The 15,451-nt window shown below is 71.4% G+C and carries 16 protein-coding genes; 13 read left to right on the top strand and 3 right to left on the bottom strand.

What is annotated here, in order from left to right; translation table 11 throughout:
- Positions 1 to 66 precede the first annotated feature (66 nt).
- The 5 genes from AC5WAM_RS33600 (at position 67) to AC5WAM_RS33620 (ending at position 6,082) form a co-directional block, all read left to right on the top strand.
- Positions 67 to 1,260 (top strand): argininosuccinate synthase, encoded by a 1,194-nt coding sequence (locus AC5WAM_RS33600; protein WP_138958637.1) that lies wholly within the window; start codon positions 67 to 69, stop codon positions 1,258 to 1,260.
- Positions 1,261 to 1,381: 121 nt separating this feature from the next.
- Positions 1,382 to 2,812, top strand: coding sequence for an argininosuccinate lyase (gene argH / locus AC5WAM_RS33605; protein WP_495519831.1), 1,431 nt, complete (start codon positions 1,382 to 1,384; stop codon positions 2,810 to 2,812).
- 124 nt (positions 2,813 to 2,936) lie between these two features.
- Positions 2,937 to 3,908, top strand: coding sequence for an aldo/keto reductase (locus tag AC5WAM_RS33610; protein WP_495519832.1), 972 nt, complete (start codon positions 2,937 to 2,939; stop codon positions 3,906 to 3,908).
- An 81-nt stretch (positions 3,909 to 3,989) separates the two neighbouring features.
- The gene (locus tag AC5WAM_RS33615; protein ID WP_495519833.1) at positions 3,990 to 4,541 is read left to right on the top strand and encodes a TetR/AcrR family transcriptional regulator; all 552 of its coding nucleotides are present in this window, start codon (positions 3,990 to 3,992) and stop codon (positions 4,539 to 4,541) included.
- Positions 4,538 to 6,082, top strand: coding sequence for an MFS transporter (locus AC5WAM_RS33620; protein WP_495519834.1), 1,545 nt, complete (start codon positions 4,538 to 4,540; stop codon positions 6,080 to 6,082). Before AC5WAM_RS33615 ends, AC5WAM_RS33620 begins: the two co-directional genes overlap by 4 nt.
- A gap of 147 nt (positions 6,083 to 6,229) precedes the next feature.
- Here AC5WAM_RS33620 and AC5WAM_RS33625 read toward each other — a convergent pair whose 3' ends face one another.
- Positions 6,230 to 6,793, bottom strand: a complete 564-nt coding sequence (locus AC5WAM_RS33625; protein ID WP_495519835.1) for a lysophospholipid acyltransferase family protein — start codon at positions 6,791 to 6,793, stop codon at positions 6,230 to 6,232.
- Between the two features lie 543 nt (positions 6,794 to 7,336).
- Here AC5WAM_RS33625 and AC5WAM_RS33630 point away from each other — a divergent pair.
- The 3 genes from AC5WAM_RS33630 (at position 7,337) to AC5WAM_RS33640 (ending at position 9,691) form a co-directional block, all read left to right on the top strand.
- Positions 7,337 to 8,539 (top strand): glycerophosphodiester phosphodiesterase, encoded by a 1,203-nt coding sequence (locus tag AC5WAM_RS33630; protein ID WP_366789748.1) that lies wholly within the window; start codon positions 7,337 to 7,339, stop codon positions 8,537 to 8,539.
- Between the two features lie 74 nt (positions 8,540 to 8,613).
- On the top strand, positions 8,614 to 9,138 hold the full coding sequence (locus tag AC5WAM_RS33635; RefSeq protein ID WP_138958630.1) for an RNA polymerase sigma factor: 525 nt from the start codon (positions 8,614 to 8,616) through the stop codon (positions 9,136 to 9,138).
- Between the two features lie 40 nt (positions 9,139 to 9,178).
- Positions 9,179 to 9,691 (top strand): GNAT family N-acetyltransferase, encoded by a 513-nt coding sequence (locus AC5WAM_RS33640; protein WP_366789749.1) that lies wholly within the window; start codon positions 9,179 to 9,181, stop codon positions 9,689 to 9,691.
- Between the two features lie 74 nt (positions 9,692 to 9,765).
- Here the strand turns inward: AC5WAM_RS33640 and AC5WAM_RS33645 are convergent, their stop codons facing one another.
- Positions 9,766 to 10,206: a hypothetical protein gene (locus AC5WAM_RS33645; protein ID WP_366789810.1), complete on the bottom strand. Its 441-nt coding sequence runs from the start codon at positions 10,204 to 10,206 to the stop codon at positions 9,766 to 9,768.
- A 7-nt stretch (positions 10,207 to 10,213) separates the two neighbouring features.
- On the bottom strand, positions 10,214 to 10,573 hold the full coding sequence (locus AC5WAM_RS33650; RefSeq protein ID WP_366789750.1) for a hypothetical protein: 360 nt from the start codon (positions 10,571 to 10,573) through the stop codon (positions 10,214 to 10,216).
- A gap of 90 nt (positions 10,574 to 10,663) precedes the next feature.
- Between AC5WAM_RS33650 and AC5WAM_RS33655 the strand changes: the two genes are divergently transcribed.
- The 5 genes from AC5WAM_RS33655 (at position 10,664) to AC5WAM_RS33675 (ending at position 15,360) form a co-directional block, all read left to right on the top strand.
- Positions 10,664 to 11,332: an HAD-IA family hydrolase gene (locus AC5WAM_RS33655; protein ID WP_495519836.1), complete on the top strand. Its 669-nt coding sequence runs from the start codon at positions 10,664 to 10,666 to the stop codon at positions 11,330 to 11,332.
- 408 nt (positions 11,333 to 11,740) lie between these two features.
- A complete protein-coding gene (locus AC5WAM_RS33660) occupies positions 11,741 to 12,793 on the top strand; it encodes a methionine ABC transporter ATP-binding protein (protein ID WP_138958626.1) in 1,053 nt (350 codons plus the stop codon).
- Entirely contained in the window at positions 12,790 to 13,572 is a 783-nt protein-coding gene (locus AC5WAM_RS33665) for a methionine ABC transporter permease (protein WP_366789752.1), read from the top strand. The genes AC5WAM_RS33660 and AC5WAM_RS33665 overlap by 4 nt, the downstream gene beginning before the upstream one ends.
- Positions 13,573 to 13,697: 125 nt before the next feature.
- Complete coding sequence (locus AC5WAM_RS33670; RefSeq protein WP_366789753.1) at positions 13,698 to 14,531, top strand: MetQ/NlpA family ABC transporter substrate-binding protein; 834 nt, start codon at positions 13,698 to 13,700, stop codon at positions 14,529 to 14,531.
- A gap of 1 nt (position 14,532) precedes the next feature.
- Entirely contained in the window at positions 14,533 to 15,360 is an 828-nt protein-coding gene (locus AC5WAM_RS33675) for a MetQ/NlpA family ABC transporter substrate-binding protein (RefSeq protein WP_366789754.1), read from the top strand.
- Positions 15,361 to 15,451: the final 91 nt, after the last annotated feature.

Consider the following 15,451-nt stretch of genomic DNA (forward strand, 5'->3'; position numbering starts at 1 on the left):
AGCAGTGCATACTCATGCATGTCAGTGAATGCACTGAGCGAGCGAATGCACTGTGAGGAGAAACCCGTGACCGAGCGCGTCGTACTCGCCTACTCGGGCGGCCTGGACACCTCCGTCGCCATCGGCTGGATCGCCGAGGAGACGGGCGCCGAGGTCATCGCCGTCGCCGTGGACGTCGGCCAGGGCGGCGAGGACCTGGACGTCATCCGCAAGCGCGCGCTCGCCTGCGGTGCCGTCGAGGCCGAGGTCGCGGACGCCAAGGACGAGTTCGCCGACGAGTACTGCCTCCCGGCGATCAAGGCCAACGCCCTCTACATGGACCGGTATCCGCTGGTCTCCGCCCTCTCCCGGCCGACCATCGTCAAGCACCTGGTGGCCGCCGCGAACAAGCACGGCGCGGGCATCGTGGCCCACGGCTGCACCGGCAAGGGCAACGACCAGGTGCGGTTCGAGGCCGGCATCCAGGCGCTCGGCCCGGACCTGAAGTGCATCGCCCCCGTGCGGGACTACGCGATGACGCGGGACAAGGCCATCGCCTTCTGCGAGGACAAGGGCCTGCCGATCGCGACCAGCAAGAAGTCGCCGTACTCCATCGACCAGAACGTCTTCGGGCGGGCCGTCGAGACGGGCTTCCTGGAGGACATCTGGAACGCCCCGATCGAGGACGTCTACGAGTACACCTCCAACCCCGCGACCCCCCGCGAGGCCGACGAGGTCGTCCTCACCTTCAAGGAGGGCGTCCCGGTCGCCATCGACGGCAGGCCCGTCACGGTCCTCCAGGCGATCCAGCAGCTCAACGAGCGGGCGGGCGCCCAGGGCATCGGCCGGATCGACATGGTCGAGGACCGGCTCGTCGGCATCAAGTCCCGTGAGGTGTACGAGGCCCCGGGCGCGATCGCGCTGATCACCGCCCACCAGGAGCTGGAGAACGTGACGGTCGAGCGGGAGCTCGCCCGCTACAAGCGGCAGGTCGAGCAGCGCTGGGGCGAGCTGGTCTACGACGGCCTGTGGTTCTCCCCCCTCAAGCGGGCCCTCGACGGCTTCATCAACGAGGCCAACCAGCACGTCAGCGGCGACATCCGGATGACCCTGCACGGCGGCCGCGCCGTCGTCACCGGCCGGAAGTCCGAGCAGTCGCTGTACGACTTCAACCTTGCGACGTACGACACGGGCGACACCTTCGACCAGTCGAAGGCCCAGGGCTTCATCGACATCTTCGCCCTGTCGTCGAAGATCGCCGCGAAGAGGGACCTGGCGTAGGCGAATCAGCCCCTCCGGCGTTTGAGGAGCGGGGGTCCGGGGGCGGAGCCCCCGGTTTCGGGAAGGGGCGGGGTGGGGGAGAGGAACCCCCTCCCCGCCCACCGCACACCAAGGAGCAACCGTGAGCAGCAACACCGGCGAAGTCCGCCTCTGGGGCGGCAGGTTCGCCGACGGCCCCGCAGAAGCGCTGGCGCAACTCTCCGCCTCGGTGCACTTCGACTGGCGCCTCGCGCCGTACGACATCGCGGGCTCCCGAGCCCACGCGCGCGTGCTGCACAAGGCCGGGCTGCTCACCGAGGACGAGCTGACCCGGATGATCGCCGGGCTCGACCGGCTCGAAGCGGACGTGGCGTCCGGCGCGTTCGTGGGCACCGTCGCCGACGAGGACGTGCACACCGCCCTGGAGCGGGGCCTCCTGGAGCGGCTCGGCCCGGACCTCGGCGGCAAGCTGCGCGCCGGCCGCTCCCGCAACGACCAGGTGGTCACGCTCTTCCGGATGTACCTGCGGGACCACGCCCGGATCGTCGGCGGCCTGATCACCGACCTCCAGGAGGCGCTGATCGGCCTCGCCGAGGCCCACCCGGACGTCGCCATGCCGGGCCGCACCCACCTCCAGCACGCCCAGCCGGTGCTCTTCGCCCACCACGTCCTCGCGCACGCCCAGTCCCTGGCCCGGGACGCCGAGCGGCTGCGGCAGTGGGACGGCCGGGCCGCGGTGTCGGCGTACGGATCCGGGGCCCTGGCCGGGCAGTCGCTCGGCCTCGACCCGGAGGCGGTGGCCGAGGACCTCGGCTTCGAGCGCGGCTCGGCCGCCAACTCCATCGACGGCACGGCCTCGCGCGACTTTGTCGCCGAGTTCGCCTTCATCACCGCCATGATCGGCGTGAACCTCTCCCGGATCGCCGAGGAGGTCATCATCTGGAACACGAAGGAGTTCTCCTTCGTCACGCTCCACGACGCCTTCTCCACCGGTTCGTCGATCATGCCGCAGAAGAAGAACCCGGACATCGCCGAGCTGGCCCGGGGCAAGTCCGGGCGCCTCATCGGCAACCTCACCGGCCTCATGGCCACCCTCAAGGCGCTCCCGCTCGCGTACAACCGCGACCTCCAGGAGGACAAGGAGCCCGTCTTCGACTCCTGCGACCAGCTGGAGGTCCTGCTGCCCGCCTTCACCGGCATGATGGCGACGCTCACGGTCCACCGCGAGCGCATGGAGGAGCTGGCCCCCGCCGGGTTCTCGCTCGCCACGGACATCGCCGAGTGGCTGGTCAAGCAGGGCGTGCCGTTCCGCGTCGCGCACGAGGTCGCGGGGGAGTGCGTCAAGGAGTGCGAGGCGCACGGCATCGAGCTCGACCAGCTCAGCGACGAGCAGTTCGCGAAGATCTCCCCGCATCTGACCCCCGAGGTCCGCACCGTACTGAACGTGCCGGGCGCCCTCGCCTCCCGCGACGGCCGCGGCGGCACCGCGCCCTCGGCGGTGGCCGCCCAGCTCGCCGAGATCAAGAAGGACGTGGCCGCCCAGCGCGAGTGGGCGACGGCCCGCAGCGCCTAGCGGAGCGGGCCCGGGGCGCCCCGCCGGGGCCCGCCCGTCCACGGAGGGCTACGTTGAACGGAGGGGAGTGCGCCGCCCGCGCACTCCCCTCACCGCGTCCCACCCCCGAAGCGTGGAGCCCCACATGCCCTTCTCCCGCCTGGCCGAAGCCACCACCCCGACCGCCCACATCGGCCTCGGCCTGGCCGCCGTCGGCCGGCCCGGCTACATCACCCTGGGCCGCGAGGCCGACCTGCCGCCGTCCCGCAGCGTCGAGGCCCTGCGCGAGCGCGCGTTCGAACTCCTCGACGCCGCCTACGCGCTCGGCGTGCGGTACGTCGACGCGGCCCGCTCCTACGGCCGCTCCGAGGAGTTCCTCGCCGACTGGCTGGCGAGCAGGCCCGGCGTCGACGACGTCGTCGTCGGCAGCAAGTGGGGCTACACCTACACGGCCGACTGGCGCACCGACGCCGCCGCGCACGAGGTCAAGGACCACAGCGTCAGCGCGTACGACCGCCAGCGCGCCGAGAGCGCCGCGCTGCTCGGCGGGCGGCTCGACCTCTACCAGATCCACTCGGTCACGCCCGAGAGCCCGGCGCTCGCCGACAAGGAGCTGCACGCCCGGCTCGCGGACCTCGCCGCCGAGGGCGTCACCGTCGGCCTGTCCGTGAGCGGCCCCCAGCAGGCCGCCGCGATCCGCGCCGCCCTGGACGTGACGGTCGGCGGCGAGCGGCTCTTCCACACCGTGCAGGCGACCTACAACGCCCTGGAGACCTCGGCGGGCCCCGCGCTCGCCGAGGCCCACGAGGCGGGCCTGACCGTCCTGGTCAAGGAGGGCATGGCCAACGGCCGCCTCGCGGGCGAGCACGCCCCGGCCGCCTTGCGCGCCGTCGCCGAGCGGACCGGTCTCGGCTGCGACGCGGTCGCCCTCGCCCTGGTGCTGCGCCGCCCGTGGGCCGGTGTCGTGCTCTCCGGCGCCGCCACCTCCGTACAGCTCGTGTCGAACCTGCACGCCACGGCCGTCGACCTGGACGCACAGGACCTGGAGTGCGTCGAGGCCCTCGCCGAGGAGCCCGCCGCGTACTGGAGCACGCGGGCCGCGCTGCCCTGGCACTGAGAGACCACCGCTCCGCCCCGGCCTCAAGACCTGCATGCCTCTCATGAGACACAAATGTCTCATGTGGACTATGGTTGTCTCATGTCTGTCGACCGCGACCAGGTGCTGCGCAGTGCCGCCGCCCTGCTCACCCGCAAGGGCTCCGCGACCATGGACGAGGTCGCGAAGGCCGCCGGCGTCAGCCGGGCCACCCTCCATCGTCACTTCGCCGGCCGTGACGCGCTCGTCCGCGCGCTCGAGGACCTCGGCCTGAGGGAGTGCGAGCTGGCCCTGGACGCCGCCCGCCTCGACGCGGGCGGCGCCGGGGACGCCCTGCGGCGCCTGGTCAAGGAGCTTCAGCCCGCCGCGGGACTGCTCGCGTTCCTCGTCACGGAGAACGCGCTGTTCGAGGGCGTGACCCAGCACGAGGGCTGGTCCCGGATCGACACCCGAGTGGCCGAGCTGTTCCGGCGCGGTCAGGAGAGCGGCGAGTTCCGCATCGACCTGACCCCGGTCTGGCTCACCGAGGCCCTGTACGGCCTCGTCAGCTCCGGCGCCTGGGCCGTCCTCGACGGCCGCGTCGCGGCCAAGGACTTCAGCTACATGATCGCCGAGCTGCTCATCGGCGGAGCACAACGGAGAGTGGAATCATGACCCGCACCGCACAGCGCACCCCGTCGGCCGAGGTGGCCCGGCCGCCCGGCCGCTGGCTGGCCCTGGCCGTGCTCGTCCTCGCCGTCCTGCTCGTCGCCGTGGACGCCACCGTCCTCGGCCTCGCGACGCCGTACATCAGCGAGGACCTCAAGCCCTCGGGGACCCAGCTCCTGTGGATCGGCGACGTCTACTCCTTCGTGATCGCCGGTCTGCTGGTGTCCATGGGCAGCCTCGGCGACCGCATCGGCCGCAAGAAGCTGCTGCTCGTCGGAGCCGTCGCCTTCGGCGCGGTGTCCGTGCTCAACTCCTACGCCACCACGCCGGAGCTGATGATCCTGGCCCGGGCGCTGCTCGGTGTCGCGGGCGCCACCCTGATGCCCTCGACCCTCGCGCTGATCCGGAACATCTTCCACGACCCGCGCGAGCGCAGCATCGCCGTCGGCGTGTGGGGCGCGATGGCCTCGGCGGGCGCGGCGATCGGCCCGGTCGTCGGCGGCTTCCTGCTCGAACACTTCTGGTGGGGCTCGGTCTTCCTGATCAACCTGCCCGTGATGGCCGTCCTCGTCCTCGTCGGCGTCAAGCTGCTCCCCGAGTCGAAGAACCCCGCACCCGGCCCCTGGGACCTGATCAGCGTCGCCCTGTCGCTCATCGGCATGATCGCCGTGGTGTACGCGATCAAGGAGGCGGCGGCGGGCGGCGCGGGCTGGGAGGTGCTGGCCGCGGGCGTCGTCGGCGTCGCGGCGCTCACCTGGTTCGTCCGGCGGCAGCTCACCCTTGAGGCGCCGCTGCTCGACATGCGGCTCTTTCGCAACCGCGGCTTCTCCGCCGCGGTCCTGGCCGACCTGCTGACCATCCTCGGCCTGTCCGGCCTGGTCTTCTTCCTGTCGCAGTTCCTGCAACTCGTGCAGGGCAGGCGGCCCTTCGAGGCAGGCCTCGCCGAGCTGCCCGCCGCGCTCGGCGCGGTGACGGCGGGTCTGATCGCGGGCCTGGTGGCGCGCCGCTTCTCGGTGCGGTCCGTGGTCGCGGGCGGGCTCGCGGCGGTGGGCCTCGCCCTCGCCTCGCTCACCACCCTGAGCCAGCACACGGGCTATCCGCTCCTCGGCGCCGCGCTCCTGGTGGTCGGCGTCGGCGCGGGCTTCGCCTTCACGGTGACCGCCGACGTGATCCTGTCCAGCGTGCCCAAGGAGCAGGCGGGCGCCGCGTCCGCGGTCTCGGAGACGGCCTACGAACTGGGCGCTGCCCTCGGCATCGCCCTGCTCGGCTCCATCGTCACCGGCGTCTACCGCGACTTCACGGCCCCGGCCGGCACCCCGCCCGACGCCGCGGCGGCCGCCCACGAGTCCCTCGGCGGCGCCGTCGAGGCGAGCGCTGGGCTGCCGGAGCACACGGCGGGCCCCCTGGTGTCGGCGGCGCAGGAGGCCTTCGTCGACGGCCTGCGGGTCGCCGCGGGCGTGGGCGCCGCGGTGCTGCTCGCCACGGCGGTCGCGGCCTGGTTCCTGCTCAAGGGGCAGAAGCTGGAGGAGGGCGTCGAGCACCCCTGACGCCACCGCCGCCCGGACCCGGCGAAGCGCCTGTACGCGGCGAAGGGCCCGTACACAGCGAAGGGTCCGTATACGGCGAAGCGCCCGTACACGGCGAAGGGCCGCACCCCGCGCGGGGTGCGGCCCTTCGCCGTGTCGCGGCCCGGCTCAGGCCGCCTTCGCCTTCGTGGCGTACATGTCCACGTACTCCTGCCCGGACAGGCGCATGACCTCCGTCATCACGGAGTCCGTCACCGCGCGCAGTACGTAGCGGTCGCGGTCCATGCCGTCGTAGCGCGAGAACTCCATCGCCTCGCCGAAGCGGACCGTCACCCGGCCCGGCCGCGGCAGGCCCTTGCCGCCCGGCTGCAGCTTGTCCGTGCCGATCATGGCGAACGGCACCACGGGCGCGCCCGTCATCAGCGTGAGCCGGGCGATGCCGGTGCGGCCGCGGTAGAGGCGGCCGTCGGGGGAGCGGGTCCCCTCCGGGTAGATGCCGAACATCTGGCCGTCGTCCAGGACCCGCTTGCCGGTCATCAGGGCGGCCACGCCGCCCCGGCCGCCGTCGCGGTCCACCGGGATCATGCCGACGCCGGTGAAGAACCAGGCCATCGCGCGGCCCTTGAGGCCCTTGCCCGTGACGTACTCGTCCTTGCCGATGAAGTAGACCGGCCGGTCACAGACCACGGGCAGGATCATCGAGTCGATGAACGTCAGGTGGTTTCCGGCCAAAATGACGGGACCGGTCCCGGGGATGTTCTCGGCACCCTCTACCCGCGTGCGGAACGTCAGGCGCAAGATCGGTCCGAGCACTGCCTTCAGGAGCGCTAGACGGGACAACGGTTCCTCCGGTGTCAACGGGTCGACGGCAAGTCGCTGCAGGTGAGGACCATACTCGCGGGTCCCCGTTGAACGCACATCGGGTTCATGCGACCGATACGCAGAGTTGACCTGAGTTTGCGCGCCCCTTGCCCCACGAGGGTCCTACCAGCACGACCGTATCGCCGTACGAACTGCGCCGCTTGTCCGAGTGGCCCTTCTCACGCTCCCCGCGGGCCGCGTCCGGAAGCCCGCCACGGGGCCCGGACGCCTTGAAGCCCGGCGTTCTCCCGCGCCGGGCACGCGCGCCCTCGCGCCCCGCGCGGCCTTCGGCCATCGCGCGTCACCCGTACGTTCGACCCCGGGTCTCCCGTACGTCACCTGTCGCCACCTACGATCGGTGCCGCTTTGTCAGGTGCAAGGCGGCACACGGCAGTACACGAAGAGGGAGCCCTGATGGCGAACGAGGAATACGGCGCGACGGCCGAGCGGCGGACGGGGACGAGCCCGGGGCGGCGGGCGGTCCTGGGGGCCGCGGTCCTCGGCGCTGGCGCGGCCGTCGCTGGCGCGCCCGGCGTGGCGAGAGCCGAGGGCCGCCACGGCAAGGGCCACGGGCACGGCCACGGCGACGAACTGCCGGTGCCCACGGTCATCGCGCACCGCGGCACCAGCGGCTACCGGCCCGAGCACACGCTCGGCTCCTACCAACTCGCCCTGGACATGGGCGCGGACGTCATCGAGCAGGACGTCGTGCCCACCAAGGACGGCCATCTCGTATGCCGTCACGAGAACGACATCACCGCGACCACGGACGTCGCCGCGCACCCGGAGTTCGCCGGCCGCAAGACGACCAAGTCCGTGGACGGCGTCCAGCTCACCGGCTGGTTCACCGAGGACTTCACGCTCGCCGAGCTGAAGACGCTGCGCGCCAAGGAGCGCATCCCCGGCACCCGCCAGCGCAACACGCTCTACGACGGCCGCTGGGACGTCCCCACCCTGGAGGAGGTCCTGCGCTGGGCCGAGCGCGCGGGCCGCGAGCGCGGCCGCCGGGTCTGGCTGCACATCGAGACCAAGCACCCCACCTACTTCCGCAAGCTGGGCCTCGGCCTCGAAGAGCCCCTCGCCAAGCTCCTGCGCCGCTACAACCGCCACCGCAGGCACTCGCCGAACTTCCTGCAGTCCTTCGAGCCCAGCAGCATCCAGCGCCTGCGCAAGCTCGTCGACGCGCCCGGCGTGGTCCTGCTGTCGTCCGCGAACTCCCGCCCCTGGGACTTCGTCGAGGCGGGCGACCCGCGCACCGTCGCCGACCTCATCAAGCCCGAGGGCCTGCGCTGGATGGCCTCGTACGCCAAGGGCATCGGCCCGACCCTCGACCTGATCATCCCCAAGGGCCCGGACGGCAGGCTCCTGGAGCCGACCACGCTGGTGCGCGACGCGCACGCCGAGGACCTGATCCTGCACCCGTACACGATGCGCAACGAGAACACCTTCCTGCCCGCCGACTTCAAGAAGGGCACGGACCCCAACGCGTACGGCGACGCCTTCGGCGCGTTCAAGAAGTACTTCGCCACCGGCATCGACGGGATCTTCTCCGACAACGCGGACACGGCGCTCCTCGCCGCCGCCGACTTCCGCGACGGCGGCACTGTCAACGAATGACGGAGAACTCCCGGTTGGAGTGAGCCGCGGCCGTTTCGGAAACCCGGCGCCGAAACGGCCGCGTCGTCGCGGATATGACGCCCTCGCTCTCGCCCGACCTCGTCACCGCCCTGCGTCCGCTGCTCGCCGCGGAGGCCTCGGCGGAGGCGCACGGCTCCGGCGCCGAACCCGGCGACCTCGAGCAGGCCGTGTGGCTGCGCCTGATCGAACACCTGGACGCCAAGGGGTCCCTCGCCGACCCCGCGGGATGGCTGCGCACCGCCGTTCGCGACGAGGCCCACCGCAGCCGCCACGCCGCCCGCCGCGAGCGGCCGTACGTCACCGAACCGGCCGACGACCTCCAGGGCGGGCCCGAGCAGCGCGTGCTGCGGGCCGACCGGCACCGGATCCTGCACGCGGCCGTCCGCAAGCTCCCCGGACGGTGTCCTCGGCTCCTGGCTGCACTTCTGTCGCCGAAGGACCTCACTTACCGTGAAATCGCAGGAGAGTTGGGAATGTCACAAGGATCTTTGGGGCCAGAACGTTCCCGGTGCCTGGGATGCCTGCGCAGAATGCTCGCGCAAGAGGTTGCGACTCCTGGCCCGTGGGGAAAGGAGTGAGGGACAACCGGTGGAGCAGGTGAGCGGGAGGCATGCACACATGGGCATGAGCGTGACCATCTCGGAGGCGGCGGCCGACGACCAGGACGCCGCCGAGCAGATCCTCAAACTGCAGTACCTCTGCTACCAGAGCGAGGCCGAGCTCTACGGCGACTATTCGATCGAGCCCCTGACCCAGACCCTCGACTCCCTCAAGGCGGAGCTGGCCGGGGGCACCGTCCTGGTCGCGCGGCTCGGCACCGAGGTCGTGGCCTCCGTGCGGGCCAGCGTCGACGGGGCGGGCACGGCGCGCGTCGGCAAGCTCGTCGTCCACCCCCGGATGCAGCGGCACGGCCTGGGCGGGCGGCTGCTCGACGCGATAGAGCGACGACTGGGCGAGGGCGGCGCCGCCCGCCGCTTCGAGCTGTTCACCGGGCACCGCAGCGAGAGCAACCTCCAGCTGTACCGCAAGCACGGGTACGCGCCGGTGGGCACGCGGCGCGTGGACGACCGCCTGACGGTGGTGACCCTTGCCAAGGAGGTGGCGGCTGAGGCTTACGCCGCCAGCGCCTAGGCGCTTCGCGCGGTAGTTTCGTCCGCGGGCGCGTTGGGGCTGGTCGCGCCGTTCCCCGCGCCCCTTCGGGGCGCTTACGGGCGCCCGGCCTTGCGCAGCCAGTACAGGGCGGTCACCGGGAGCAGCACGGGGATGAAGAGGTACCCCATGCCGAAGTCCGACCACACCGTCGCGTCCGGGAACGCGGACGGCTCCGCCAGGGTCCAGGCCCCGACCCCGAGCACGCCGACCAGCTCGGCGGCGCAGCACACCAGCGCCGCCCTGCGGGCCGTCTCGCCGCCGCGCACCAGCGAGTACGTGATGAAGCCGTAGACCACACCGGCGAGCGCCGACAGGGTGTAGGCGAGCGGCGCCTTGTCGAAGTCCGTGGAGATCTGCACCGCCGAGCGGGACACGGCGCCGACCACCATCACGCCGTACAGCCACACCAGCAGGATGCCGGGGCCCGTGATCAGCTTCTGCCGCCGCGGCCCGCCGCCGCGCTCGGGAGCCTCTCCGGATCCGGATTCGGTCACGGCCACCTCAGCCTCCCCAGATGTCGTACAGGCGCACTTCGAGCACGGCGAGGACCACGCCGCCCGCGGCGACGGTCGCCGAGCCCCAGCGGGTGCGCTCCGCGAGCGACATGAACCCCGCCGCCGGAACGCAGGCGAACGAGCCGATCAGATACGACACGAAGATCGTCGTGCCCTGCTCCGGGTCCTCGCCCCGGGCCAGCTGCACGACGCCGACGATCAGCTGGATCAGGGCGAGGAGGGTGACCACGCCCATGCCGATGAAGTGCCAGTCCTTCGTCGGCTGGTCCCGGTAGGCGGCGAAGCCGCACCAGGCCGCGAGCGCGAGCGCGGCCACGGAGGTCGCGACGGTCAGGGCAACAAGCATGCGGAGACCCTATTACGGGCCAAAAGGCCCGATGCGCTCGGCCCCGGGGGCCCGGGTCCCGCCCGGGCGGCCCACGTATCGTCGGTCTCCATGAACACCCAGGCCGAACCCCAGACCCTGCGGGCCGAAGCGCTCCTGTTCGACAACGACGGCACCCTCATCTCCTCGATGGAGTCGGTCACGCGCTGCTGGACGCGCTGGGCGGGGGAGTACGGCATCACCGCGCGGGACTTCGCGCGGGTCGAGCTGCACGGGCGCCCCGCCGCCGAGATCGTGGCGGACCTGCTGCCCGCCGAGCGGGTCGCGGCGGCGGTCGCGCGGATCGAGGAGCTGGAGGTCTCGGACGTCGCGGGCGGTGTCGTCGCGCTGCCCGGCACCCTCGACCTGCTCGCCTCGCTGCCGCCCGAGCGCTGGGCCGTGGTCACCTCCGCCACCCGCCGCCTGGCCGAGGCCCGCCTCGACGAGGTGGGCATCCGCCCCAAGACGCTGATCGCGGCCGACGACATCACCCGCGGCAAGCCCGACCCTGAGCCCTTCCTGCTCGCCGCGCGGACCCTCGGCGTCGAGCCGGCGCGCTGCGTGGTCTTCGAGGACGCCCCCGCGGGTCTCGCGGCGGGCCGGGCCGCGGGCATGACCACCGTGGCGTTGACCACAACGCACCACGCGGCCGAGCTGTCCGCCGACGTCCTCGTCAAGGACCTCTCGGAGGTGTCGGCGCAGGCCACGGCGGGTGGGGTCGCGATCGTCCGGCGTGCCTGAAGGGGCCGGTGAGCCGCCACCGCCTGTCCGACAGGCGGGCATCCGGCGTCCGCTATTCGGACAACGGTGGCGGTGCGACGCCGCCCGCGTGTTTTACTGTCCGCATGACCACGACGAGCAGCCGCACCCTTGCGACCGAGGCGATGACGACGCCCGGTGCTCGTTGTATGTGTCGAATGTGCGCCTTCTGAGGGCCCCTGTACCACTGAGCCTCGCGCCCCGAAGCGAAGCCGCCGTGCCCCGCGTCCCCACGCTCCGCCCACGGGCGACGTAACGGAAGCGAGAGCCCGCCCCCGCGCACACGTCCTCCGGTTCCACCGCCACCGCGAGAACCGTGCCGCGTTCCGAACGAATGCCCCGTGCCCCGGCGACACCATGCGCCGCGCACTCGACAGTGACGGAAACCCAGTGATCACCACTTCCGGCCTCACCAAGGTCTACCGCTCACGCGGTCGTGAAGTAACCGCCCTCGACGGAGTCGACCTCCACGTGCGCGAAGGCGAGGTGTACGGCGTCATCGGCCAGTCCGGCGCCGGCAAGTCCTCGCTCATCCGCTGCGTGAACCTCCTGGAGCGCCCCAGCTCCGGCACCGTGACGGTGGCGGGTCAGGACCTCACCGCCCTCGCCGGACGCGGCCCGCGCGCGGGCCGGGAGCTGCGGGCCGCCCGCAGCCGCATCGGCATGGTCTTCCAGCACTTCAACCTGCTGTCCTCGCGCACCGTGCAGGACAACGTCGAGCTGCCGCTCGAAATCCTCGGCCTGTCCGGCAAGGAGCGCACCCGCAAGGCGCTCGACCTGCTCGACCTCGTCGGCCTCGCCGACAAGGCCAAGTCCTACCCGGCACAGCTCTCCGGCGGCCAGAAGCAGCGCGTCGGCATCGCCCGCGCCCTCGCGGGCGACCCGAAGGTGCTGCTCTCCGACGAGGCCACCAGCGCCCTCGACCCGGAGACCACCCGCTCCATCCTCCAGCTGCTTCGCGACCTCAACCGGCAGCTCGGCCTGACCGTCCTGCTCATCACGCACGAGATGGACGTCGTCAAGACCGTCTGCGACTCGGCCGCCCTGATGGAGCGCGGGCAGATCGTGGAGTCCGGCACCGTCAGCGAGCTCCTGGCCACGCCCGGCTCGCAGCTCGCCGCCGCGCTGTTCCCGCTCAGCGGCGCCGCGACCGGCGACCAGCGCACCGTCGTCGACGTCACCTTCCACGGCGAGGCCGCGACGCAGCCGGTCATCTCCCAGCTGTCGCGCACGTACAACATCGACATCTCGATCCTCGGCGCCGCCATGGACACCGTCGGGGGCAAGCAGGTCGGCCGCATGCGCATCGAGCTGCCCGGCCGCTTCGAGGAGAACGTCGTGCCCATCGGCTTCCTGCGCGAGCAGGGGCTCCAGGTCGACGTCGCCGGGCACGACACGCCCGCACCGCAGGACTCCGTGCTGGTGAAGGAAGGTGCCAAGTGACCTGGGACGAAATGCAGCCCCTGCTGGAGCAGGCCTGTTGGGACACCCTCTACATGGTCGGCTGGTCGGCGCTCATCGCCGTCGCCGCCGGTCTGCCGCTCGGCCTGCTCCTGGTGCTCACCGACCGCGGCGGCCTGCTGCAGAACGTCGTCGTGAACAAGGTGATCGGGCAGGTCGTGAACATCGGCCGCTCGATGCCGTTCATCATCCTCATGGTCGCCCTGATGGGCTTCACGCGCTCCATCGTCGGCACCACCATCGGCCGTGAGGCCGCGATCGTGCCGCTCGCGATCAGCGCCATCCCGTTCTTCGCCCGCCTGGTCGAGACGGCCGTGCGCGAGGTCGACCACGGCCTGGTCGAGGCCGTGCAGTCGATGGGCGGCAACACCTGGACCGTGGTCCGCAAGGTCCTCGTGCCCGAGTCGCTGCCGTCGCTCATCTCCAGCGCCACCACGACCGTCGTCGCCCTCATCGGCTACTCGGCGATCACCGGCACCGTCGGCGCCGGCGGCCTCGGCGACCTCGCGGTCCGCTACGGCTACCAGCGCTTCGAGACCGAGCTGATGTGGATCACCGTCGGCATCCTCGCCGTGGTCATCTCGATCATCCAGTTCGTCGGCGACTACGCCGCCCGCAGGCTCCACCGCCGCGGCAGCCACGGGGGAGCCGCGCCGCGCCTGCGGCTGCTGCGCGGCACGACCCCGGGCACCGCGACCGCCGAGCCGGTGAGGACGGCCGAGCCCGTCGCCGCGGAGCAGGAGCCCGCGAAGGTTTCCTGAGCCCGGCCCGGCCGGGACGCAGGAGCCGGGGGCCCGCCCCCGGACCCGAACGTCCGAGTTCACCCCAGCACCACCCCCGCACCACCGCCGCGGGCGTGTACCACCCATGGAGAAAGGCACTTTTCGTGCGTAACACCACCAAGATCACCGCTGCTGTCCTGACCGCCGGAGCCCTCACCCTGGGCCTCACCGCCTGCGGCTCGGACAAGGACTCCGCGGGCGACAAGGACGGCGCGCTCGTCGTCGCCGCGACCCCCACCCCGCAGGGCCAGATCCTCGACTTCGTCAAGAAGAACCTGGCGAAGAAGGCGGGCCTCGACCTGGAGGTCAAGGAGTTCACCGACTACGTCACGCCGAACACGGCGACGCAGCAGGGTGAGGTCTTCGCGAACTACTTCCAGCACAAGCCGTACCTGGACGACTTCAACAAGAAGAACGGGACGGACATCGTCCCCGTCCCGAACGGCACGGTGCACCTGGAGCCGCTGGGCGTCTACTCGAAGAAGATCAAGAAGATCGACGACCTGAAGAAGGGTGCGACGGTCGCCGTCCCGAACGACACCACCAACGAGGCGCGCGCCCTGAAGCTCCTCGCGGACAACGGCGTCATCAAGCTCAAGGACGGCGTCGGCTTCGAGGCCACCCCCAAGGACATCGCGTCCAACCCGCTGGACCTGAAGTTCAAGGAGCTGGAGGCCGCGGCCCTGCCGCGCACCATCAAGGACGTCGACGCCGCGGTGATCAACGGCAACTACGCCCTGGAGGCCGACCTCAGCCCCGCCAAGGACGCCCTCGTCGCCGAGAAGGCCAAGGGCAACCCCTACGGCAACTTCCTCGCCGTGAAGAAGGGCAACGAGGACGACCCGCGCGTGAAGAAGCTCGCCAAGCTCCTCACCTCGCCCGAGGTCAAGAAGTTCATCGAGGACAAGTACGACGGCGCCGTCGTCGCGGCGTTCTGACATGCGGACGCCGGGCACAGCCGTGGCGGCCGGGGCCCTGGCCCTGGCGCTCGGCCTGACCGCCTGCGGCTCGGGTTCCGGCTCCGACGGCGACAAGCTCGTCGTCGGGGCCACCCCGACCCCGGCCGGTGAGGTCCTGGAGTACATCCAGCAGAACCTGGCGGAGAAGGAGGGCCTCGACCTCCAGATCCGCGAGTTCACCGACTACGTCGCGCCTAACACCGCCCTCCAGGAGGGCTCCCTCGACGCCAACCTCTACCAGCACACCCCCTACTTGAAGGACTTCAACGCCTCCAAGAAGGCGGACCTGGTGCCGGTGACCGAGGTCTATCTGCCGCCGATGGGCGTGTACGCCGACGGCGGCAAGGACCTCGACGACGTCACCCGGCTCCGCTCCGGAGCCGTCGTCGCCGTCCCGAACGACACCACCAACGAAGGCCGGGCGCTCCAGCTGCTCGCCTCCAAGGGCGTGATCGAGCTCAAGAAGGACGCGGGCGCGAACGCCACCCCCGAGGACATCGCGGCCAACCCGAAGAAGCTCACGATCAAGCCGTTGGAGCCCGCGCAGCTGCCGCGCTCCCTGAAGGACGTCGACGCGGCCGTCATCAACAACAACTTCGCGCTCGAGGCGGGCCTGAGCCCCAAGAAGGACGCCATCCTCCTGGAGTCCGTGAAGGACAACCCGTACAACAACGTCCTCGCCGTGAAGAAGGGCCACGAGGACGACCCGAAGGTAAGGAAGCTCGCCAAGCTCCTGAAGTCGCCCGAGGTGAAGAAGTTCATCGAGGACAAGTACAAGGGGTCGGTGCTGCCCGTCACGACGGGCTGACACGCGTCGGCACCGGCGCCGCACCCACGGGGTCCGCTTCGCGACGCGGAGCGGACCCCGTGGTGCGACGAGGCGTCAGCATGCTGCATGC

It is taken from the genome of Streptomyces sp. JLYT201 (genome assembly GCF_059448825.1).